The sequence below is a fragment of the Buttiauxella sp. genome (genome assembly GCF_049686335.1).
Classification (GTDB): Bacteria; Pseudomonadota; Gammaproteobacteria; order Enterobacterales; family Enterobacteriaceae; genus Buttiauxella.
Map to the genome: position 1 here is coordinate 284,685 of NZ_JBAVHX010000010.1, position 23,038 is coordinate 307,722.

General features: G+C 51.5%; 21 protein-coding genes and 2 tRNA genes. 6 read left to right on the plus strand and 17 right to left on the minus strand.

Going from position 1 to position 23,038, the window contains the following annotated elements; translation table 11 throughout:
- Positions 1–23 precede the first annotated feature (23 nt).
- The 3 genes from paoC to paoA are packed head-to-tail and all read right to left on the minus strand — an operon-like array spanning position 24 to position 3,748.
- Positions 24–2,222, minus strand: coding sequence for an aldehyde oxidoreductase molybdenum-binding subunit PaoC (gene paoC, locus WBL83_RS10115; protein WP_424589015.1), 2,199 nt, complete (start codon positions 2,220–2,222; stop codon positions 24–26).
- 3 nt (positions 2,223–2,225) lie between these two features.
- Positions 2,226–3,176, minus strand: a complete 951-nt coding sequence (locus tag WBL83_RS10120; protein WP_424589016.1) for an FAD binding domain-containing protein — start codon at positions 3,174–3,176, stop codon at positions 2,226–2,228.
- A complete protein-coding gene (gene paoA, locus WBL83_RS10125) occupies positions 3,173–3,748 on the minus strand; it encodes an aldehyde dehydrogenase iron-sulfur subunit PaoA (RefSeq protein ID WP_424589367.1) in 576 nt (191 codons plus the stop codon). Before paoA ends, WBL83_RS10120 begins: the two co-directional genes overlap by 4 nt.
- A gap of 410 nt (positions 3,749–4,158) precedes the next feature.
- Between paoA and WBL83_RS10130 the strand changes: the two genes are divergently transcribed.
- Positions 4,159–5,067 (plus strand): SDR family oxidoreductase, encoded by a 909-nt coding sequence (locus tag WBL83_RS10130; RefSeq protein ID WP_424589017.1) that lies wholly within the window; start codon positions 4,159–4,161, stop codon positions 5,065–5,067.
- A 191-nt stretch (positions 5,068–5,258) separates the two neighbouring features.
- Positions 5,259–5,669 carry a hydroxyisourate hydrolase gene (gene uraH / locus WBL83_RS10135; protein WP_424589018.1) on the plus strand — a complete coding sequence of 137 codons (411 nt, stop codon included), beginning with the start codon at positions 5,259–5,261 and terminating at the stop codon, positions 5,667–5,669.
- A gap of 88 nt (positions 5,670–5,757) precedes the next feature.
- On the opposite strand, the gene WBL83_RS10140 is transcribed toward uraH, so the two are convergent.
- The 3 genes from WBL83_RS10140 to mdtK all read right to left on the minus strand — a co-directional run bounded on the left by WBL83_RS10140 (position 5,758) and on the right by mdtK (position 7,537).
- Positions 5,758–5,834, minus strand: a tRNA-Val gene (locus tag WBL83_RS10140).
- 41 nt (positions 5,835–5,875) lie between these two features.
- Positions 5,876–5,952: transfer RNA gene (locus WBL83_RS10145), tRNA-Val, on the minus strand.
- Positions 5,953–6,163: 211 nt separating this feature from the next.
- Entirely contained in the window at positions 6,164–7,537 is a 1,374-nt protein-coding gene (gene mdtK, locus WBL83_RS10150; protein WP_424589019.1) for an MdtK family multidrug efflux MATE transporter, read from the minus strand.
- 351 nt (positions 7,538–7,888) lie between these two features.
- Here mdtK and WBL83_RS10155 point away from each other — a divergent pair, with 351 nt between their 5' ends.
- Positions 7,889–8,530, plus strand: coding sequence for a riboflavin synthase subunit alpha (locus WBL83_RS10155; RefSeq protein WP_424589020.1), 642 nt, complete (start codon positions 7,889–7,891; stop codon positions 8,528–8,530).
- A 115-nt stretch (positions 8,531–8,645) separates the two neighbouring features.
- Here the strand turns inward: WBL83_RS10155 and WBL83_RS10160 are convergent, their stop codons facing one another.
- The 5 genes from WBL83_RS10160 to punC all read right to left on the minus strand — a co-directional run bounded on the left by WBL83_RS10160 (position 8,646) and on the right by punC (position 15,276).
- The gene (locus tag WBL83_RS10160; RefSeq protein WP_424589021.1) at positions 8,646–9,569 is read right to left on the minus strand and encodes a LacI family DNA-binding transcriptional regulator; all 924 of its coding nucleotides are present in this window, start codon (positions 9,567–9,569) and stop codon (positions 8,646–8,648) included.
- Positions 9,570–9,667: 98 nt separating this feature from the next.
- On the minus strand, positions 9,668–11,059 hold the full coding sequence (locus WBL83_RS10165; protein ID WP_424589022.1) for a glycoside hydrolase family 1 protein: 1,392 nt from the start codon (positions 11,057–11,059) through the stop codon (positions 9,668–9,670).
- A 48-nt stretch (positions 11,060–11,107) separates the two neighbouring features.
- Entirely contained in the window at positions 11,108–12,427 is a 1,320-nt protein-coding gene (locus WBL83_RS10170; protein ID WP_424589023.1) for a PTS sugar transporter subunit IIC, read from the minus strand.
- Positions 12,428–12,635: 208 nt separating this feature from the next.
- Positions 12,636–13,784 carry a cyclopropane fatty acyl phospholipid synthase gene (cfa, locus tag WBL83_RS10175; protein ID WP_424589024.1) on the minus strand — a complete coding sequence of 383 codons (1,149 nt, stop codon included), beginning with the start codon at positions 13,782–13,784 and terminating at the stop codon, positions 12,636–12,638.
- A gap of 298 nt (positions 13,785–14,082) precedes the next feature.
- The gene (punC, locus tag WBL83_RS10180) at positions 14,083–15,276 is read right to left on the minus strand and encodes a purine nucleoside transporter PunC (RefSeq protein ID WP_424589025.1); all 1,194 of its coding nucleotides are present in this window, start codon (positions 15,274–15,276) and stop codon (positions 14,083–14,085) included.
- 115 nt (positions 15,277–15,391) lie between these two features.
- Here punC and punR point away from each other — a divergent pair, with 115 nt between their 5' ends.
- A complete protein-coding gene (gene punR, locus WBL83_RS10185) occupies positions 15,392–16,303 on the plus strand; it encodes a DNA-binding transcriptional activator PunR (RefSeq protein WP_424589026.1) in 912 nt (303 codons plus the stop codon).
- 59 nt (positions 16,304–16,362) lie between these two features.
- On the opposite strand, the gene purR is transcribed toward punR, so the two are convergent.
- The gene (gene purR, locus WBL83_RS10190; RefSeq protein ID WP_424589027.1) at positions 16,363–17,388 is read right to left on the minus strand and encodes an HTH-type transcriptional repressor PurR; all 1,026 of its coding nucleotides are present in this window, start codon (positions 17,386–17,388) and stop codon (positions 16,363–16,365) included.
- A gap of 419 nt (positions 17,389–17,807) precedes the next feature.
- Between purR and WBL83_RS10195 the strand changes: the two genes are divergently transcribed.
- A complete protein-coding gene (locus tag WBL83_RS10195; RefSeq protein WP_034495793.1) occupies positions 17,808–17,897 on the plus strand; it encodes a YnhF family membrane protein in 90 nt (29 codons plus the stop codon).
- A gap of 164 nt (positions 17,898–18,061) precedes the next feature.
- Here the strand turns inward: WBL83_RS10195 and sodB are convergent, their stop codons facing one another.
- Positions 18,062–18,643, minus strand: coding sequence for a superoxide dismutase [Fe] (gene sodB / locus WBL83_RS10200; protein WP_424589028.1), 582 nt, complete (start codon positions 18,641–18,643; stop codon positions 18,062–18,064).
- 238 nt (positions 18,644–18,881) lie between these two features.
- On the minus strand, positions 18,882–19,730 hold the full coding sequence (locus WBL83_RS10205; protein ID WP_424589029.1) for a C40 family peptidase: 849 nt from the start codon (positions 19,728–19,730) through the stop codon (positions 18,882–18,884).
- A 361-nt stretch (positions 19,731–20,091) separates the two neighbouring features.
- Between WBL83_RS10205 and WBL83_RS10210 the strand changes: the two genes are divergently transcribed.
- Positions 20,092–20,436, plus strand: a complete 345-nt coding sequence (locus WBL83_RS10210; RefSeq protein WP_034495790.1) for a Grx4 family monothiol glutaredoxin — start codon at positions 20,092–20,094, stop codon at positions 20,434–20,436.
- A 49-nt stretch (positions 20,437–20,485) separates the two neighbouring features.
- Here WBL83_RS10210 and rnt read toward each other — a convergent pair whose 3' ends face one another.
- The 3 genes from rnt to WBL83_RS10225 form a co-directional block, all read right to left on the minus strand.
- Complete coding sequence (rnt, locus tag WBL83_RS10215) at positions 20,486–21,145, minus strand: ribonuclease T (RefSeq protein WP_424589030.1); 660 nt, start codon at positions 21,143–21,145, stop codon at positions 20,486–20,488.
- Positions 21,146–21,251: 106 nt separating this feature from the next.
- Positions 21,252–21,659, minus strand: a complete 408-nt coding sequence (gene gloA / locus WBL83_RS10220) for a lactoylglutathione lyase (RefSeq protein WP_424589031.1) — start codon at positions 21,657–21,659, stop codon at positions 21,252–21,254.
- 250 nt (positions 21,660–21,909) lie between these two features.
- Positions 21,910–23,007, minus strand: coding sequence for an alkene reductase (locus WBL83_RS10225; protein WP_424589032.1), 1,098 nt, complete (start codon positions 23,005–23,007; stop codon positions 21,910–21,912).
- Positions 23,008–23,038 lie beyond the last annotated feature (31 nt).

Below are 23,038 nucleotides of genomic sequence, written 5' to 3' on the forward strand. Positions count from 1 at the left end.
CTGTCTTTTGTTTCCCCCGACTTCTAAATCAACTCGGGCAACCCATGCAGTAACTTATCGAGCTTAACGGGATAATCCCTGACCCGCACGCCCGTCGCGTTATAAATCGCATTCGCAATCGCAGCACTTACGCCACACAAACCCAGCTCACCCACGCCTTTGGCTTTCATCGGTGAAGAAACAGGGTCAGTGTCATCGAGGAAAATGACTTCTTGCAGCGGGATGTCGGCGTGTACCGGCACTTCATAGCCGGCGAGGTCGTGATTAACGAAATATCCCAGCCGCGTATCAATGCTTAATTCTTCCATCAATGCCGCACCAACGCCCATGGTCATGGCGCCAATCACCTGGCTCCTGGCGGTTTTGGGATTCAAAATTCGGCCTGCGGCACAGACCGCCAGCATGCGTCGAATGCGTGTTTCACCGCTCGCCATGTCGACGGCCACTTCAACAAAATGCGCCGCGAAGGTAGATTGCTGGTACTGCTTTTCCAGAGCGCCAAATTCGATGGTGTCTTCAACGGTTAACTTGCCGTCAGCCGCGGCTTCTTTCAGACCCGCATGGCGATTACCGTCGCTAATCTGCTCATCAGCAAATACCGCGTTCGCAGGATCAAAACCGAGCTTTTGTGCCACCGCTTCGCGCAATTTCACACAGGCCGCGTAAACCCCGGCGGTAGAGCTATTCGCCCCCCATTGTCCGCCGGAGCCGGCGGAAACCGGGAAGCTGGAATCGCCAAGGTTTACCACCACTTTTTCCAGCGGCACCCCGAGCATTTCTGCTGCGGTCTGGGCAATGATGGTATAGCTGCCGGTGCCGATATCCGTCATATCGGTTTCGACAGTGACGATGCCCTGGGCGTCCAGATGAACGCGCGCGCCAGACTTCATCACCAGGTTGTTACGAAACCCTGCCGCCACTCCCAGGCCGATTAACCATTGCTTATCCCGTATTTGAGCGGGCGTAGCGTTGCGTGCTTTCCAGCCAAACTGCTCAGCACCCGTACGTAAGCATTCCACTAACTGGCGTCGCGAAAAGAAGCGTTCGGGATGGGCGGGGTCGACTTGCGTATCGTTGAGAATACGAAACTCAACCGGGTCGATTCCGACTTTCTCGGCTATCTCGTCAATAGCGATTTCCAGCGCCATCAAGCCCGGCGCTTCTCCGGGCGCACGCATCGCATTGCCTTCGGGTAAATCAAGCCTTGCGAGACGTAATCCGGTAAAGCGGTTGGCCCCTGCATACAGCAACTGTGTCTGCTGAACGGCGGTTTCCGGCTGGCCATCTGGCAGGTTACCGGACCAGCTTTCATGGGAGATGGCGCTAATCTTGCCGCTTTTGTCAGTGCCAATACGAATGTGCTGGAGAGTGGCGGGGCGGTGGGTAGTATTGTTGGCGATAAACGGTCTTTGCAGGGCAATTTTCACCGGGCGTTTCGCCGCCCGTGCCCCGAGCGCTGCCAGTAACGTATCGCTGCGCAAGAACAACTTCCCGCCAAATCCGCCGCCGATGTAAGGCGAGCGCACATGAATATGGTCTTTGGGGATTTTCAGGGTAGTGGCGAGATCGGTTCGACACCAGTCAATCATCTGATTGGATGTCCAGACCGTGAGTTTATCGCCTTCCCAGGCAGCCATGGTGGCGTGGGGTTCCATCGCCATATGGCTTTGATCCGGCGTGGTGTAGGTGGCATCAAGCTGCACTTCGGCGGCAGAAAATGCGCGTTCGAAATCGCCAACGGAGGCGTCCGGCTCGCTTTCAGGCGGTGTGGTGACAGAATCTTTCTGGCTGGCCAAATCGTAAATACCGCGCTCGCGATGATAATCCACCTCGATTAACACCGCCGCTGCCCGCGCTTGCTCGAAGGTTTCGGCGACCACCACGGCGATCGCCTGATGGTAGTGCTCGATTTCAGGGCCAGCCAGCAGTTTAGCGGTGTTCTTTTCTCCTTTGCCCAGCTGACCTGCGTTGTCAGCGGTAACAATCGCCAGCACGCCTGCGGCGTTGCGTGCCGTGGTGACATCAATCGTGCTGATTTTTCCTTTTGCTACGGCGGAACCAAGGACGTATCCATAAGCGACATTGGGCACTTCGTCATGCCATTCGTAAGCATAATGCGCCGTGCCAGTGGTTTTGCGCGGGCCATCAATTCTGTCCAGAGGATGGCCGACGACTTTAAGCTGGTCGATGGGATTATCTTTGGCAGGAGTGTCAAATTTCATCGGTTATCCCCTCGCTTGCGTCAGTACCGAGGCGAGCATGCGCTTCGCCAGGGTAAGCTTGAATTCGTTTTCCGCCGTCGGGTGCGCTGTGGCGAAGAGTCGTTCATAAACCCCCTGGCTGCTGCTGCCCACTTGCGCATCGGCATCTTCAACACGCCACGGTTTGTAGGCCACCCCCCCTAACGCCACGCGTCCGCTACCGTCGCTTTGCACGATAGTGGCGACGGAAACCAGGGCAAAGGCGTAGGAGGCGCGGTCTCGGACTTTGCGATAAATATGCGTGCCAGCAATGGGGGGCGGGAGCGTGACGGAGGTTATCAATTCCCCCGCATTCAGCGCGTTTTCCAGATGTGGCGTCTTCCCTGGCGCGCGATAAAAGTCGGCCACCGGGATTTTGCGCACCTGTCCGTCAGGATTGATAGTTTCAATTTCAGCATCAAGCAGGCGCATCGCCACCGCCATATCGCTCGGATGGGTGGCGATACACGCCTGGCTTGCACCCACGACGGCGTGCTGGCGGCTGAAGCCCTCTAAAGCGGCACACCCACTGCCGGGAAGCCGCTTGTTGCAAGGCTGATTGGTGTCGTAGAAGTAGGGGCAACGGGTGCGCTGGAGCAGATTACCGGCGGTGGTGGCCTGGTTGCGTAACTGGCCTGAGGCACCAGCAAGTAGCGCGCGCGAAAGCACGGCGTAATCACGGCGCACTCGCTCATCGGAGGCCAGATCGGTGTTGCGCACCAGCGCACCGATTCGCAGACCGCCATTATCGGTTGGCTCAATTTTATCCAGTGCGAGGTCGTTGACATCTATCAGATGAGAAGGGGTTTCAATCTCCAGTTTCATCAAATCGAGGAGATTAGTCCCACCGGCAATAAATTTGGCATTCGGGGTACGTTTAGCGCTGGCAGCCGCCTCGGCAGGAGTCTTAACGCGTTCGTAGGTAAAAGCCTTCATGATTTCACGCCTCCCGCGACATCCTCAATCGCTGCAAGAATGTTGGAATACGCACCGCATCGACAAATGTTACCGCTCATGCGCTCACGAATTTCGTCAGCCGTTGCTTGCGGCGGTGAGACCAAATCGACGGTGACGTGGCTTGGAATACCCATTTCGATCTCTTTGAGTACGGCGACGGACGAACAAATTTGCCCCGGCGTGCAGTAACCGCACTGGTAGCCGTCATGCTTAATGAAGGCGGCTTGCATCGGGTGTAAATGGTCCGGTGTACCCAGACCTTCGATGGTGGTGATGTCTGCCTCTTGCTGCATCACCGCCAGCGTCAGGCAGGAGTTGATGCGGCGGCCATCGACGATCACCGTACACGCGCCGCACTGACCGTGATCGCACCCTTTTTTGGTGCCGGTAAGATGCAGATCCTCGCGCAGTGCATCCAGCAGCGTGGTGCGGGTGTCTACATTCAGTTGCCGGGTTTCACCGTTAACTTTTAAGGTGACGGGCATCATTTCCGGTGGCGGTGTCGGGGCGCTATCGCTTGCACCCAGCGCGTGGGAGGGTGTCATCGCCATGGCCGCCGATGCCGCACCGACTTTTAACAGTTCACGCCGTGTCAGACTAAAACCGTAATATTCAATATTGGTGCTGTGATTTGGGATCCAGTGGCTGCCTGTGTCCTGCAGGTGCCCTTTGTCAGTTTCAGGGTTTGGGTCGCTCATACCGCCTCCAGTGTTCTGAACGTTGAACCAGGAAAAGGGGGTGCTGTGGCTTCTTGGTTGTTTAAATTTTTAATACGAACTATTAAGCATAGTCTGCAGTTGCGCTGAGATTATTCCTGAATTCCGCAAAGGGTCATGAAGGAGGTTAATGAATAGGAAGGGAGTGGATGCAAGATAATTCTGGTTCGTCAGCCCTGCGTCAACCCGACGCGATTTTTGTTCTAAGCTTTATGCTCTGCTAATGAACTTCACAGGAGCAAAATATGCCAAATAAGACTGGGAAAACCGAGCCACGCAATCAACCCCACTCTGATAGCTATCCGAAGCCACCCTTTGAACGTCAAAAGCAGCCTTTCCCGGGCCTGGCCAGCAAAATGATCCCCGTACCGGATCATGGGGAAACGTCGTACAAGGGTAGCGACAGGCTAAAAGGGAGCAAGGCATTGATTACGGGCGGTGATTCCGGGATTGGCCGTGCTGTTGCCATCGCATTTGCCCGGGAAGGTGCCGATGTCGCCATCAACTATCTTCCAGAAGAAGAGGAAGATGCAAAACAGGTGATTGCTCTGATTGAGGCAGAAGGGCGCAAGGCGATTGCCATCCCGGGTGATATTCGCGATGAGGCGTTTTGCCAAAAATTGGTGAAGCACGCGGTAAACGAATTGGGTGGGCTGGATTTGCTGGTCAACAATGCGGGTCGCCAACAATTCCGGAACTCCATCAAAGAGCTCACCACCGAAGATTTTGACGCCACGTTTAAAACCAATGTCTATGCGATGTTCTGGATAACCAAAGCAGCATTAGAGCATTTGAAAAGCGGAGCCTCCATCATCAACACCTCTTCGGTGCAGGCATTTTTGCCAAGCGACAATTTGCTGGATTATTCCCAGACCAAAGCTGCAATCGTGGCTTTCACCAAATCACTGGCCAAACAACTGGCACCGGATGGTATCCGCGTCAACGCCGTTGCCCCAGGTCCATACTGGACGGTGTTGCAGGTGAGTGGGGGACAGCCGCAGGAAAAAGTTGAAAAGTTTGGTGCATCAGCCCCACTGGGCCGCCCAGGCCAGCCGGCAGAAATTGCTGGATTGTATGTCACCCTCGCATCACCGGAGTCGAGTTTCACTTCGGGGCAGGTGTGGTGCTCTGATGGCGGTACGGGCACGCTGTAATATTTAAATAGAGCGTATGAAAGCCACCCTGTATCGGGTGGCTTTTTTGTTATTGAGATGAGAGTTTATTTCATGGAGCAAATCGAGACCATGTGTGGCTTTAACATTTATTTATCACAAAACGTTTAATATATTTTTGAAATGCCACTGCTAATATCTGTTGGATATTTTCTCACTAACAGGAAAACACCATGAAAAAAATGACAGCTATTATTTTATTATCTTCGCTGGCAATGGTACCGCCGGTATTCAGTGCACCCACCGGAACGCTGAGTGTGCATATTTTAAATCAGCAGACGGGTTTACCTTCGTCTGATGTTGATGTCACCCTTGAGAAACAGCAACAAAGCGGCTGGAAAACACTGGCTGAGGGAAAAACCGATCGTGATGGGCGCATCTCATCTTTTTATCCGCAAAATGGCGATATGGAACCGGGCGTTTATAAAGTGACCTTTAAAACCCATGAGTATTTCAGCGCTCAAAAAATGGAATCATTCTTCCCTGAGATACCGGTGCTATTTACAGTAACCAAAACCAATCAAAAACTGCATATTCCGTTATTACTGAGCCAGTATGGTTATTCGACGTATAAAGGAAGTTAATTTATTATTCTGCGTTTTGTGAATGCGTGCTTAGGGTTGTTTGTTTATTTTGAAGAGAGGGATGAAGCTTAGAATGTTTCTTTAAGAATGGTGCGTCCGAGTGGACTCGAACCACCGACCCCCACCATGTCAAGGTGGTGCTCTAACCAACTGAGCTACGGACGCACTGTTTTTGCGGTAATACTTACTGCGGTACAACAAGAAAATGGTGCGTCCGAGTGGACTCGAACCACCGACCCCCACCATGTCAAGGTGGTGCTCTAACCAACTGAGCTACGGACGCACTGTGTTGTCTGGGACAACGGGGACGAATATTAGCGGCAGCTCTCAAACCTTGCAAGCGCTAAACCGTAATTTTCTTCCATAATTCACTTGTTTGCTGAGCATCTGCGCAACTCGATGGAAAAATAGCCGCCAGAATGGCGGCTATAAGCTGTTGTCGGATGACGCTGCGCTTAACTGACCTACAAAAGCCAAAATAAACCTGAGCGGTTTTATCGCGCGGCGCGCTGCAAAATGGTGACGGATGGCTGACGTTGCAACATCCGCATCCGCAGCATCATCATGATTGCCGCTGAGGTCAGGCCGATGATAAATCCAGTCCAGAATCCTGCCGGACCCATCGGTTCCACTACCCAGTCGGTCAAGGCAAGAATATAACCGCTCGGCAAACCCAGCACCCAGTAGGCGATAAACGTAATAAAGAAAATCGAACGCGTATCTTTATAGCCACGCAGAACGCCGCTCCCCACCACCTGAACGGAGTCAGAAAGCTGATAAATCGCCGCCAGCAACATCAGATGTGCCGCAAGCGCCACCACTTCCGGATTGTTGTTATAGAGCAGGGCAATATGTTCGCGCATCACGATAGTGAAAATAGCGGTAAGAGTCGCCATACACATCGCCACGCCAATCCCCGTCCATGCTGCGGTTTGGGCATCAAGCGTTGAACCCTGGCCCAAACGGAAGCCGACGCGAATTGTGACTGCCGCTGACAGCGACAATGGCAAAACGAACATCAGAGAGCTGAAGTTCAGGGCAATCTGGTGACCGGCGACGTTAATAATGCCTAACGGTGCAACCAGCAAAGCCACGACCGCAAACAGCGTGACTTCAAAGAACAGCGCCAGGGCAATCGGCAGCCCAAGCTGCGTCAAGCGTTTCATCACTTTCCAGTCGGGCTGGACAAAACCTTTAGGGTTGCGGATATCGCGCATTGAGCGTGAGTTCTTCACATAAGAAATCATGCTAAAGAACATCACCCAGTACACTGCTGCGGTAGCAACACCACAGCCCACGCCACCGAGTTCAGGCATCCCAAAATGGCCATAAATAAAGATGTAGTTAACCGGAATATTAACTAACAGGCCGATAAACCCCATCACCATGCCAGGTTTGGTTTTCGCCAGGCCTTCGCACTGGTTACGCGCCACCTGGAAGAATAAATAACCCGGCACGCCCCACAACAGCGCGCGTAAATAGCCCACCGCTTTATCGGCAAGTTGCGGATCGATATTTTTCGTCGCGTGGATAATATGGCCCGCGTTCCACAGCACAATCATGATGAGGACTGAAACAATGCCCGCCAGCCAAAAGCCCTGGCGAATCTGGTGAGCGATACGCTCACGACGGCCTGAACCATTGAGTTGTGCAACGGTTGGCGTCAGTGCCATCAATAAGCCATGGCCGAACAGGATGGCGGGGAGCCAGATAGAGGTACCGATTGCCACAGCGGCCATATCGGTTGCGCTGTAGCCACCGGCCATCACGGTATCGACAAAACCCATTGAGGTTTGTGCAATCTGCGCGAGGATCACGGGTATCGCCAGCGCGAGTAGCTGGCGGGCTTCAACTATGTACTTCTGCATTTTTACACCTGATTATTTTAGTTATTAGAAAGACAAACAAGACCGCCAGAATTGGCAGGGAAATAGGAATTGCAGGGGAAATAACCTGACTATTGTAGCGGCAGAAAACGAATACGCCAGCCAAATAATGGTGGGGTAGTCTGGATAGCTGGCAAGCCTTTTTGCCAACTGTTAAAGTGCTTCATTATTTATAATACCCGTCATCCTTCGAGCTACAGGGGTATTGGCTGCATTTACAAACCCCAGTCACTTACTCAAGTAAGCTCCTGGGGATTTGCTCCCTGGCCGCCTTTCTGTAACTCGAATGCTAACGGGTATGTTCATACCCAAATAATTACCAGGAGCTTTACGATGTTTACAGGTATTGTGCAGGGCACAGCAACCCTGGTCTCCATTGATGAGAAACCGAACTTCCGCACGCATGTCGTCGCGATGCCAGACGCGATGTTACCCGGCCTTGAAACAGGCGCGTCGGTTGCGCATAACGGCTGTTGCCTGACGGTGACGGAAATCAATGGCAACCACGTCAGCTTTGATTTAATGAAAGAGACGCTGCGCATCACCAACCTCGGCGAGTTAGTCGTGGGAGATAGTGTTAACGTCGAACGTGCGGCAAAATTTAATGATGAAATCGGCGGGCATCTTATGTCCGGTCATATTATGACCACGGCTGAGGTGTCGAAAATTCTCACCTCGGAAAATAACCGCCAGATTTGGTTTAAAATTCAGGACAAAACTTTGATGAAATATATCCTGCATAAAGGATATATCGGCATCGATGGTATTAGTCTGACGGTGGGCGAAGTGACGGCAACACGTTTCTGTGTGCATTTGATTCCAGAAACGCTCCAGCGCACTACGCTTGGCAGCAAGAAACTGGGTAACCGCATTAATATCGAGATTGACCCGCAAACCCAGGCGATTGTTGATACCGTTGAACGTGTGCTTGCACAACGTGAAGCGACTTTGGATGCGTTGTTACCGAAAGAGTAAAGTTTAAAAGGTGGATGACGCTTGCGGCTTATCCACCTTATCGTTTCAAGGCGTTGGTCGAATTAGCGTAAGCGACAGCGGACGTTATGACGTCATCCGTATTACGCAATCACTATTACGCAATTAATAAACTCCCTCGCACCACATCGCTGGTCTGGCGCTCCCCTAATAGCAACTCCACGGCCCGACGGGCAATGCTTTCTAACGGGTATTTGATGGCCGGGATCGCATTCGAGCCTGGCATGCGGGTCGAACCGTCGAGGCTAAAGACCATCACCTTTTCCGGCACGTTTAATTGATACTGGTTAAGCATCATCACGGCTTCCTGCGCCTGGGTATCGTCGGTCACTAACAGGGCAGAGAACTTTACGCCACGGTTGATCAGGCGTTGCAACGCAATGCGGACGGAAGACTCATCTTCAATCACGAGCTGGCGGTTAAACGGCACGACATGGTTATGCAAAGCCTGATGATAACCCTCGAGCGTCAACGCCGCCGCTTCACCGCTGGCAAAGTTAATCAGCGCAATCTGCCGCCGTTGCTGGTTACACAAATAGTGCACCGCGGTTTCAGCCGCAAAAATATGATCGCACTGAATGCTGAAGTTATGCGAGGCACTGAGGCAATCAATCAGCATGATATCGTCGGCGAGTGCTGGCAGCGGAAAACGCGCGCCGACCACCACCAGCGCATCACATAATCCGTTAGATAACTCCTGCGCCGCTTGCGCCACGCTGTCGGGTTCGTTAGCAAAGCGCAGTAATAAATGTTTATGGTGCTGTTTGAGCTGTTTTTCTAACGCTTGCAGATAGCCCGTGGACTGCTGAATATGCTCCGTAGCACAAATCACCCCGATACAGTTTGTCGACTGGCTGCTCAAGGATTGCGCAATGGCATTGGGGGTGTAATTCAGAATTTCGGCTGCGCGCAACACCGCGAGACGACTCTCTTCTTTGACACCGCGACTGCCACTTAATACGCGCGAAACAGTGGCTTTGGATACCTGCGCGAGACGAGCTACATCATTAATATTCGACATGGTCTGCTGGCTTAGTAGGGTGGATGCGCAAATCGCCATCCACCGGTTTTGCGTGTTTTGGCGGGGGCGATGCGCTTACCCGCCGTACTGTGCTGAGATTACGAGCGATCGTTAAAGCCGTTTTCTGCTGCGGTCGCGCGATACCACTCGCCGCTTTTCTTGATGGTGCGCTGCTGAGTCTCAAGGTTTAACGAGACAAAACCGTAACGGTTTTTATAGGCGTTACACCAGGACCAGTTATCAATAAACGTCCACATATGATAACCGAGGCAGTTGCTGCCTTCGCTGATGCCTTTATGCAGCCACTTCAGGTGGTCGCGCACAAAATCAATGCGGTAATCATCCTGAATCTGGCCGTTTTCATCGAAACGCTGTTCGTTCTCAACACCCATGCCATTCTCGGAAATGTAGCAGTTCGGGTTGCCGTAGTTCTCACGCAGGTTGGTAAGAATATCGTAGATCCCTTGCTCGTAGATTTCCCAGCCACGGTATGGGTTCATTTTGCGGCCCGGCATCTCGTAAGCCTCGAAGAACCACTCTGGCATAAACGGACTATCAGGATTCACCAGCGAGTCGCGGCATTTGATGCGGCGTGGCTGGTAATAGTTGATGCCCAGTAAATCGACGACACCTGCGGCCAGCAGGGCTTTATCTTCTGGCTGGCACACCGGCAGTTGGCCGTGCTCTTTTAACAGCGCCACCAGTTCCTGCGGGTATTCACCACGCAAAGCCGGGTCGAGGAAGCTGCGGTTAAACATCAGGTCAGCAATATTTGCTGCTTTCACATCGGCCGGGTTTTGCGAGCGTGGGTAGGATGGCGTGAGGTTAAGGATAATGCCGATTTCACCGCCGTCGTTACGCGCATGGTAAGCCTTCACCGCCAGCGAGTGGGCAATCATGGTGTGGTAAGCCACTGTGGCCGCGCGTTTGAAATCCACCACATTCGGGTAATGGAAATCATACAGATAGCCGCCTTCAACAGGCACAACCGGCTCGTTGAAGGTAAACCAGTGCTTCACGCGATCGCCAAACAACTCGAAGCAAACTGTAGCAAACTCAGCGTAGGCGGTGACAACGTCACGACTTTCCCAGCCGCCTTGCTGCTGCATAACCATCGGCATATCAAAGTGGAACAGGTTGATAAACGGCTTGATGCCTTGCGCCACTAATTCGTCGATAACCTGATTGTAGAAGGCCACCGCTTCCTGATTGACGGCACCGCGACCTTCAGGGATCAGTCTTGCCCAGGAAATCGAGGTACGGAAGGTGTTGTGGTTAAGCGCCTTAAGCAGCGCGATATCTTCTTTCCAGTTTTTATAAAAGGTCGATGTGTCCGCAGGGCCTACGCCGTTATGGAAACGGGTCGGCTGCTCTTGATACCACTGATCCCAAATGGTGGCAGTTTTGCCAAAAGAGAGCGTTTCGCCTTCCGTTTGCGGTGCTGAACTCGCGCTGCCCCACCAGAAGTTATCAGGGAATACATATTTCATTTTCGTTCCTCGTTTGACGTGCCTGCCATCCGGGCAGGCAAAAAATAGTTAATTTGCGGCGACGGGATTACTGCTTTCCTGCATATTGCGCTCTTCGTCCTGTTTCAACAGGGTGCGCTCGTAAGCCTTCAGGAATGGGTAATACATCACAGCCGACATGACCATACAAATCAGACACATGATTACGGGACTTACCGCCCAGTTTGCGGCCCAGGATGCGCCAATCGGAGCGGGTGTGGTCCATGGTGTTAATGACACGACCTGCGCCACCCAACCCAGTTTGGTCGCGATGTAAGCAAGCGTTGCGTTAATCATCGGCACTAAGGTAAAGGGTAAGAAGAACAGCGGGTTCATGATGATTGGTGTACCGAACAAAATCGGTTCGTTGATGTTAAAGAAGCTTGGCACCACGCCCATTTTACCAATCGTGCGCAAGTGAATAGCGCGGCTGCGTAACAGCAGGAAGGCGAGTGGCAATGTGGAGCCGACGCCACCAATCAGCAAATAGTGATCCCAGAAACCTTGCAGATAAATATGCGGCAGCACATTGCCTGCGGCGAGTGCGGTCTGGTTTGCGGATAGGTTGGCCATCCAGAACGGGTTCATGATCCCGGTGACAATCAGCGCACCGTGAATACCGGCAAACCACAGGATCTGGCAGATAAACACCGAAATCAGAATCGCAGGCAAGGAGTCAGAGGCGGAAACCAGTGGCGCCAGCAGGTGCATAATCGCTTCGGGAATAATCATACCGGTGGTGGATTCAATAAACAGATTCAGTGGGTGCAGAGTCGCGACAATGACTACCACCGGGATAAGAATTTCAAACGAACGCGCCACACCGGTTGGCACTTCCTTTGGCAAGCGGATGGTGATGTTGTGACGTTTAAGGAAAGCGTACATTTCGCTGGCGTAGATGGCGGTCAGAAGGGAGGTAAAGATGCCCTGACCCGAGAAGTATTGCGTTGAGATGTGGCCGTCTTTATACGGGGCGGCAACCAGTAAAAATGCCATAAACGCCAGTAAGCCGGTCATTATCGGGTCGAGCTTATAGTGCTTCCCGAGGCTTGCACCGATACCAACAGAAATAAAGAAGGTCATCACACCCATGCTGAGATTAAACGGCAACATCAGCTGTTCGCGGTAGGTAAGAGAGAATTTCAACCATGAACGCGCAAAGCCCCAGGAGCTGTCCGGGGAGAAAGGGGGGAAAATAAACACTAACAAGAACGAACCGATAATCATAAACGGCAGGGCAGAGATAAAACCGTCGCGGATGGCGATTACATGGCGCTGAGAGCCCATCGCTCCGGCCATGGGGGTGACTTTTTGCTCAATCACATTGACCATTTTTTGGTACATGCTCATGGCGGGATCCTTGTTATTGTTTTGGAAGTTGGCTGATTGTGAAACAAACCGGAAACCGGTTTCCATCGCATAAATGGATAAGTGTTAGCGAGATCAAACTCGTGAAGAATGGAGAGCGGGAAACGTGAGGGACCCCACATTTTGTTAAGAAATTGCTACGGATAAGACAGGGAAGCGACTACCCCGACCACGTCGGGGTATCAGAGATTTAACGAGGAACGCGTAAACCGTGTTCGACGCCACGGGTAAAGACGATTTGCCACAGCTGTATGTCGCGGGCGCGGAACGCACCGGCACAGGCATTGAGGTAATAACTGAACATGCGTTTGAATCGTTCTGAATAGTTATTAGCAATTTCCGGCCAGGTATTCTGGAATCTCTCATGCCACGCCATCAATGTTTTGTCGTAGTCAGCACCAAAGTTATGCCAGTCTTCCATCACGAAATGACCTTCGCTGGCTTGAGCAATCTGGCTTACCGAAGGTAAACAGCCGTTCGGGAAGATATATTTGTTTATCCACGGGTCGACGGTGTTATCGGTTTTATTGGAGCCGATGGTGTGCAGCAGGAAAATACCTTCGGGTTTTAGATTGCGGTCAGCGACATCAAAATAGGTGCGGTAGTTTTTGGGACCAACGTGCTCAAACATGCCGACCGAAACAATGCGGTCAAACTGCATATCCAGGTCACGATAGTCTTGCAGCAAGATAGTGACATCCAGGCCAATGCAGCGATCCTGAGCCATTTTTTGCTGCTCAGCAGAAATCGTGACCCCATGAACCACGGCACCATAATGACGTGCGGCATATTCAGCAAGCCCGCCCCAGCCGCATCCAATATCCAGCAACGTCATGCCTGGCTCGAGTTGCAGCTTATCGCAGATCATTTTCAACTTGGCATTTTGCGCGTCACTAAGAGTAGTGGCGTCTTTCCAGTAGCCGCAGGAATATTGCATATGCTCATCGAGCATACGGCTGAAGAGATCATTGCCAAGGTCATAATGCTCTTTGCCGACAATCCAGGCGCGTTTTTTAGATTGCAGGTTGATAATGCGGGCGGCAGCAACACGCAGGGTGTCTTTTAAATGGTGAGGGAGTTGGTTTTCCAGTCCGGCGCGAATGGCATTATGGAAAAAAATATCCAGTCGTTCGCAATCCCACCAACCGTCCATATAACTTTCACCCAGCCCGAGGGTGCCTTCTTGCAGGACGCGTTTAAAAAAATCGGGATGCTTAACCTGGAGATCGAAAGGACGCGGGCCATTTATTTCCACCCCAGCCTGCGTAAGCATTTCGCTGACGATTCGATACCACGGGTTATTTCTTATACTGACTTCTTCTATACACGATGAACTCATAGCTTCTCCAGCACCTTTGCGTGAGGAACCTTAAAACAGCGTAGACGCTATTTTGGGCATGTGAGAAATGTCACGGAAAAATCCGCGAGCCTGATATCCGACGTAGAACAGAGAAAGGGCGAGTGCCCATAAAACCTGACTTCATAAAACAACAAACGGGAGCACAAAGGCTCCCGTCAAAACTTCATTATTATTATGCTGACGATCGAGCCGTTTTTAAGTATAGGCTCGCCGAAGCGGTGATTCAATAAAACATTGTTAGCCTGCTAATGACATTTTTGTCACGCTGATTTGCCACTTAATGTGCATCAGATTCAGCAGCTTGCCATGCTTCGGCTTTTTTACTGCGTTGCAGTAAGTAGCCCATTATCGACAACACAATGGTCACTAACATCACCGTGGTGGTAGTCAACAGTGGCGTGACCACCAACCAGGAGACCATCAGGCTTGCCAGGAAGCACAGGCCTAATTGCAGGGTATTTTGCAGCGCAGCGGCTTTACCGGTGGCTTGCGGGAATGGCAGCAGTGCTGATGCCACAACGATTGGATAAATTGCCCCGTTGGCGATGGCCATCACACAGAATGGGATCAGCAACAAGGTGAGATTAGCTTGCCCGCTCACTGCAACGGCCCACGTCGCAAATACGCTCACGGCATACAGCGCTAATAACCACGGCAGCATCTGCTGACCTTGCCATTTTTGTAGCGCGCTACGGCAACCATAACCGCCAATCAGGAACGCGATAGTTTGCGGAACATAGCTCAGGCCGATAGCCGCAGGGCTGTAACCCATGTCGTGAAGAATAAATGGGGAACCGGTAAGCCAGGCAAAGAAGCTGGCGGAGCAGGCGGCATAGATCAACACGTTACCGCTGTAGACTCGCGAACTGAGCAAGGACAGGAAGCTGACTTTATTGTCTTCAGTTTGTGGATGATGCTGGGTGCGTGGCTTCAGACGGAAGGTCGGGATCATCAGCACAAGCGTAATGACAAATAGCGTGGCGAAAATCGCCTGCCAGTCAAAGTGGGTCAAAATCCAGCTACCCAACAGCGGTGCCAGTGCAGGAGACAGGCCAACCAGCGGCATTATCGTGGCGAAAATACGATTCGCGCGATTCGCCGGATAGTAATCGGTTACCAGAGCCTGCCAGCTGACTGCCGCAGAACAGACGCCGACCGCCTGAACAAAACGCAGCACCAACAGCGCGGTGGCACTTTCGACCCACAGCATGCCAATACAACCCACGGCGAACAGACTTAAACCTGCCAGTAACACCGGTTTACGGCCGAAGTGATCGGACAGCGGGCCCCACATTAACTGGGCAAACGCAAATCCCGCCAGGAACAGACTCAGGCTGGCACTGACCGCCGAGGCATCAGTTTGTAAATCTTGCTGAATGGCAGCGAAAGCAGGCAGATACATGTCTGTGGCGAGGAAGCCCAGCACACTTAATCCAGCCAGCCAGATAAGAAATCCTTTTGAAGGTTGCATATTATTCTCTTGATTTAACGTGCAGGTTAATTACGGCGAGAGTGTACGGAGTGCAATTACGCTTGTGAAACGCTAATATTTGTAGGTTGCGTTCAAAAATTTTGTGAGCAAAGAAATGTGGTCAGAATACTCGCTGGAAGTCATAGATGCGGTGGCGCGCAATGGTAGCTTTAGTGGTGCAGCCCAGGAGTTACACCGCGTTCCGTCTGCCATTAGTTATACGGTGCGGCAACTTGAAGACTGGTTAGCCGTTCCGCTGTTCGAACGGCGGCACCGCGATGTGGAATTAACCCCCGCTGGCGTCTTTTTTCTCAAAGAAGGCCGCTCTGTTATCAAAAAAATGATGACGACACGGCAACAGTGCCAGCAGATCGCAAATGGATGGCGCGGACACCTGGCTATTGCGGTTGATAACATTGTTAAACCGGAGCGAACGCGGCAACTGGTGCTGGATTTTTATCGCCATTTTCCGGACATCGAACTGCGTATCTTCCAGGAAGTGTTCAACGGTGTGTGGGATGCGCTGGCGGATGGGCGTGTCGAAGTGGCGATTGGGGCGACTCAGGCGATTCCTGTTGGGGGGCGTTATGCTTTCCGCGATATGGGAACCTTGAGCTGGCGTTGTGTGGTGGCTTCCACACATCCACTAGCACAGCGCGGTGGGACGCTAAGCGATGATGACCTGCGTGACTGGCCATCGCTGGTGCTTGAAGATACTTCGCGTTCATTGCCTAAACGCATTACCTGGCTTTTGGATAACCAACGCCGGGTGGTGGTGCCTGACTGGCAGTCCGGTTCGGATTGTTTGAGCGCGGGTTTGTGTATCGGCATGGTGCCACTGCATATCGCCAGACCGTGGCTGGCTTCCGGGCAATGGAGCGAGTTAACGCTCGATAATCCTTTTCCTGACGCAGCATGCTGCCTGACCTGGCGGCAAAACGATGCATCGCCCGCATTGGCCTGGTTGTTAGATTATCTTGGGGATAGCGAGACGATGAATCAGGAATGGTTGCAGGAGCCTGAATAAATCAGGCTCCACGAACGGATTTCTCAGGTCGGATAAGCGCAGCGTCATCCGACATTAACTTAACGGCGATAGTCGCGGAACGGACCGTCGGCCACTGAACGGCGTTCAATCAGACGTGGATGCACTTCAATGGACTGCGACTCTTCGCGTTTGTTGACGATCCTGTCCAACAGCATGTTAAACGCTGTTTCACCCAGCGAATCTTTCGGCTGGTGGATGGTGGTTAGTGCCGGTGAGAAGAAACGCGCGTTACGCACGTTGTCATAACCGATAATGGAAATATCCTGCGGCACGCGCAGTCCCATTTCATCAGCGGCACAAATTGCGCCCATCGCCATGATATCGCCTCCACAGAAGACGGCGGTAGGGCGTTGAGGCTGGCCGATGATCTGCTGCATCGCGCGGTAACCCGATTCAGGTTCAAAGTCACCCTGAACAATCCAGTTATCTGGAATAGAAATACCCGCTTCTTCCAGCGCTTTCATAAAGCCTGCGTGGCGACCGCCGCCAGTGTTACGTTCCATCTGACCTGGGATCGCACCAATTTCGCGGTGACCGCGTTCAATCAGATAACGACCCGCCAGGTAACCACCGTGGAAGGCATTATCCACTACCGAGTCGGTGAAATCGGCCCGCGCTTCGCCCCAGTCCATCACCACCATCGGGATGTGACGGTACTCTTCAAGCATGGAGAGCAAGGATTCTGGATATTCAGAGCACATCACCAACAGGCCATCGACACGTTTTTGCGCCATCATTGATAAGTAAGCGCGCTGTTTTTCAAAGTTATTGTGTGCGTTACCCAAAATCAGGGTGTAGCCTTTTTCAAAGCAGCTATTTTCCACCGCTTCGATGATCTCGGCAAAATAAGGTGCTTCGCTGGAAGTGGCAAGCAGACCAATCGTTTTGGTGTGATTAACTTTCAGGCTTCGTGCTACCGCGCTTGGCGAGTAGTGCAATTCTTTAATTGCAGCCCAAACCGCGTTGCGTGTCTCTTCCGCCACAAAACGGGTTTTGTTAATCACATGTGATACGGTTGTAGTGGAAACGTTTGCGCGCTTCGCCACGTCCTTGATTGTCGCCATTAAATTTCACTCCGGGCCATATCGTAAACCCCTGATTACTAATGTGTTAAACGTTTGCGTACGCTGACTCCAAAGGCAACATGGTGGTTGCGGGTATGCCGGGATTGCGACATAAAACGGGAGGAGGGCATTGAATTGACGATACGCAATAAATTAGCGAGGGATTTTGGCCTATCCAGGGGAAAAGTGGAAGAGGGAAAATGGATATCAGGTTAAAACCTGGAGGATTTTTATCTCTGATTGTGGGAAAATCACCCGGACACACCGATTGTATGCCCAAATCAGTTCGATTTGCAGGTAGGTGGCAAATGAACGAATCCCGATGAACTTACTCAAGTAAGTGATTCGGGTGAGAGAGTGAAGCCAACAACCCTGCAAATTGAAGTGAGAAGGGCATGGGGAATAAAAGGAGTTTAGTGATGAGTACCGATCTGAAATTTTCAATCACGACCACGGTTATTGTTTTGGCTTTGATTGTTTGCGGCGCACTGACTGCCGTTCTGCACTGATTAAAATGGGCCGCAATCGCGGCCCATATCATTTCCCCCGTCATACTTCGAGCTTCAGGTGCGTTGGCTGCGCTCATTCACCCTGGTCACTTACTCCAGTAAGCTCCCGGGGATTCATGCGCTTACCGCCTTCCAGCAACTCGAATTATTTAGGGGGTATGCGATTAGATAGCCAGATTCTTCGCAACAAACGCCCAGTTCACCAGCGCCCAGAAATGCTCGAGGTAGTTAGGACGAGCATTACGGTAGTCGATGTAATACGCATGTTCCCACACATCAACCGTCAGCAGTGGTTTAGCCGCTGTAGTCAGTGGGGTGCCCGCGTTGGAAGTAGAAACGATCGCTAATGCGCCATCTTCCTGTTTAACTAACCATGTCCAGCCTGCGCCAAAGTTCTTGATAGCAGCATCAGTAAACTGCTGTTTAAACTCAGCAAAGCTCCCGAAGGACTTGTTGATCGCTTCCAGAAGCTCGCCAGTTGGTTCGCCGCCTGCGTTAGGTGCCAGGCAGTTCCAGTAGAATGTGTGGTTCCAGACCTGAGCGGCATTGTTAAAGACACCACCTTCGGAAGTACGCACGATCTCTTCGAGAGTTTTACCTTCAAACGCGGTGCCTTTAACCAGATTATTCAGGTTAGTGACATAAGTTTGATGGTGTTTGCCGTAATGGTATTCCAGGGTTTCGACGGAGATATGCGGGACTAAAGCATCTTTCGCGTACGGTAATGCAGGTAGTTCGAACGACATTGCTGACTCCTTATTACCCGTAATACTTCGAGCCACCTCTTTGTTGGCTGCGTTCATTCACCCAAATCACTTACTTAAGTAAGCTCTTCAGGAATCATTTTTTTGCCGCCGCGATGCGACTCGAATTACTTTGGGTATCTATTGTTAAATAGCCACATTTAGTGCGTGGTTAGGGTAACAAATTGAAAGGATAAGCAAAAGAGGAACTTACCTGCCCATTGAAGGGCAGGCGAGGGTTTTAACGAATGGTTTTTGGTGTCATGACGCGTTTAGCGCCAACATAGTGGCGTTGCCAATAGTCTTCGCTCAACGAGGTGATTTGAATATCCTGGCCGGTACGTGGTGACTGGATGAATTTTCCATTACCCACATAAACACCCACGTGATCTGCGGTGCCACGACCCTGGGTGCGGAAGAACACCAGGTCGCCCGTTTCGAGCTCTCCGCGATCGACCGACGAAGCATCACGCAGGTGATACATTTCGTTAGCGGTACGTGGAATACGGAACTTCACCAAATCTTTATATGCGTAATAAACCAGACCGCTGCAATCGAAGCCAGTACGCGGTGACGTGCCGCCCCAGCGATACGGTTTGCCAATCTGGCCCATCAATTTGTTCATCGCCGTTTTCTGTGCTTTTTGCACCCGGACTTTATGCGCCGAAGCAATCGTGGTTGGCTGCTCTGACTTAACTTTCACACAACGCGTTTTGTAGCCCTTACGTGGCTTACTGCATTTTTCGGTAAAAGTAACAGGCTGGACTTTCGCGAGCTGGGAGGATTTTTTGCGGTCATTTTTGGCAAGAGTCTTTGTTCTGGCACTGCTGGAGTTCTTAGCGGTTTTACTCTTCGAGGCAGTTGTTTCTTTTTTCTTGCTGGCCGTTTTTGCTGTGGTGTTCGTTTTCTTGCTGGCGGTAGTGGTTTTACTTTTACTGCTCTTTTCTGTGCTCTTCGTTGTGCTTTTCACAACGTGCGCTTTTTGCGCAGCCACGGGACGAGCGTGCTCAGACGCCTGCGTCAATGGTGTATACGGCAAGGTAAATAGCAGAGCACAGAGCGTGATAGAAATTTTTGTTATCCGCGCCACTCGACAATCCCCTGGTTAAAATGAATGCACGATGAATACCATCATGCCCGTGTATGATTTTGCGAAACCCGCCGATTCTAATCTATAAGACGTAATAAAGTTAATAACCTTTTTCTATTCGTCTTGTTGTTTCGTTACCGGACGCAAAAAAAATGACCAAACTAATGGTTGTCAGGCTATTTATTGATCGGGCTTATAGTTATTTCGTGATTTGCTGCTGCGGGAAAAGTGTTATTCTTGATGCATGTTGTCCCTCCATCGCCGTGAAACAGAGACCCTGTAAAAAATGGTGTTTTCTGGAGAGGGTGTCAATCGCTACAATGGCAGGCTACTGCCAAGACCAGGTTTGAGGAAGCAAGCAATGAGCACAATTGAAAAAATCCAACAACAGATTACTGAGAACCCAATCCTTCTTTATATGAAAGGTTCTCCGAAACTGCCTAGCTGCGGTTTCTCTGCCCAGGCTGTGCAGGCGCTGTCTGCCTGTGGCGAGCGTTTCGCTTATGTCGATATTTTACAGAACCCGGACATCCGTGCTGAGCTGCCGAAATATGCTAACTGGCCGACTTTCCCACAACTGTGGGTTGATGGCGAACTGGTTGGCGGCTGCGATATCATTATTGAGATGTATCAGCGTGGCGAACTGCAGTCCTTGATTAAAGAAACTGCGGCGAAGCACAAGTCTGAAGAGTCTGACGCTGAGTAATTAGCAGTTTTATCAGAAACAAAAAAGCGACCTGTTACGGTCGCTTTTTTTATGCTTTGGATTCGGGTTCTTCAGGCAGTGGGAGTGGCCAACCACCTAAGCGCTTCCAGCGATTCACTATCTCGCAAAACAGCTGAGCCGTTTGTTCTGTGTCATACAGCGCGGAGTGCGCCTGGCTGCTGTCAAATGGCATACCTGCGGCAATACAGGCTTTCGCCAGCACGGTTTGGCCTAATGCCAGCCCGCTGAGTGCTGCCGTGTCAAAGGTAACAAACGGATGGAACGGGTTACGTTTTAATGAGGCGCGCTCAGCAGCCGCCATCATAAAACTATGATCGAAGGTCGCGTTGTGAGCCACCATGATCGCACGGTTACAACCGCTGTCTTTGATGCCTTTGCGCACCATTTTAAAAATCGCATGCAGCGCATCATACTCACTAACGGCACCACGCAACGGGTTGTGCGGGTCGATACCATTAAAGGCCAGCGCTTCTGGCTGAAGGATTGCGCCTTCAAAAGGTTCGACATGGAAATGCAGAGTTTCATCAGGCACTAACCAGCCGTCTTGATCCATCTTTAAAGTGATGGCTGCGACTTCCAGTAAAGCATCGGTTTTAGCGTTAAACCCGGCGGTTTCAACGTCAATTACTACCGGATAAAAACCACGAAAACGGTCGCACAGGCCATGCAGTTGCGTGTTGTCAGACATCAGGATCTCTTAATACGGGGAAAAAGCAGCGCGCATTATGGCAAATTTTATGAAGGGAAGCTAACGGGCGCGACATGCACCCGTTAGTTGGATATCTAGTTGGATATTAGTTACCCAGGCCTTTGCCGGCATCTTTACTTTCGATAAGCTCAATCTTGTAGCCGTCTGGATCTTCAACGAAAGCGATAACGGTAGAACCGCCTTTCACTGGACCGGCTTCGCGGGTGACATTGCCACCGTTTTTGCGAATACGCTCGCAAGCTTGTGCTGCGTCATCAACGCTCAGAGCGATATGACCGTAAGCATTGCCTAAATCGTAGCTCTCGGTGCCCCAGTTATAGGTCAGCTCGATAACCGCTTCTTCGGTTTCCGGGCCGTAGCCAACAAACGCCAGAGAGTATTTGTACTCAGGATTTTCACTGGTACGCAGAAGGGTCATGCCCAGAACATTGGTGTAGAAATTAATTGAACGTTGCAGGTCGCCAACACGCAGCATGGTATGAAGTAAGCGCATAAAATCCTCTTTCCCCGTTGATGCATCAAGCCGTAACTCGAATTATTTGGGTAAATATTAAAGGGTTAATTTATCAATGTGAGGTAAGTATATACCCAAAATAATTCGCGTTGAAGAAAGGCGACCAGGCCGTAAGTCCCCAGGAGCATAGTCAACTATGTGACTGGGGCGCACGGATGCAGTCAACGCATCTACAACCCGAAGTATGACGGGTAAGCGGCGAATTCACGCCGCTATCAATGGACAGTTCTTATAATGTTGGGTAATCGGTGTAACCTTCAGCGCCGCCACCATAGAAGGTTTCCGGGCGTTGGGCGTTGAGTTCTGCATTGTGGTGAAGACGTTCAACCAGGTCTGGGTTCGCGATGTAATCGCGGCCAAAAGCAACGGCGTCGATTAAACCTTTTTCGATTAACGACTCTGCTTTCTCTGGGGTATAAGCACCCGCGCCAATGATCACGCCGTTGAAACGCTCACGCACTTTCTGACGGAACTCTTCGCTATACGGTTTGCCGCCAGCCCAGTCAGGTTCAGACATGTGCAGATAAGCAATTCCGCGTTTGTTCAACTCTTCAATCAGATACAGCGCGTCAGCTTCTTCATCCGGGCCGTTATCCACGTTCTGGAATGAACCGATTGGCGAAACGCGGATACCAATGCGGTCAGCACTCCACTCTTTGCTCACGGCATCAACCACTTCCAGCACCAGACGCGCGCGGTTTTCACGGCTACCGCCGTATTCGTCCGTACGATGGTTAGAGGTAGGCGAGAGGAACTGGTGCAGTAAGTAGCCGTGCGCTGAGTGCAGCTCGACCATATCAAAACCGGCGTCACGTGCATTGCCAACCGCCTGGCGGAAGTCATTCACGATGCCCGGGATTTCATTAAGTTCTAGCGCACGTGGCATTGAGGTGTCGACGCGAATCGCATGGCCATTTTCGTCACGCAGCGAAGTACGCGTACCAGCAGAAAGGGCTGATGGCGCAACAGGGGCCTGCTGACCTGGTTGAATGCTGGAATGAGAGATACGGCCGGTATGCCACAGTTGCACAGCAATGCGACCTTCTGCAGCGTGAACGCCAGCGGTGATTTTCTTCCATGCTGCGATTTGTTCATCGCTATGCAGGCCTGGTGCACCTTCATAACCTTTCGCTTGCGCTGAAATCTGGGTCGCTTCACTGATGATCAGGCCGGAGCTTGCACGTTGACGATAATACTCACCCATCAATGGGGTAGGGATATCGCCCGGCACAATGCTGCGTAGACGCGTTAACGGCGCCATAAAGATACGGTTTGGAGTGGTGATGGCACCCACTTTCAGTGGAGTAAATAATTTATCTGCTGACATATAAAACGCCTCGAGTAGACCGGTCGACTAG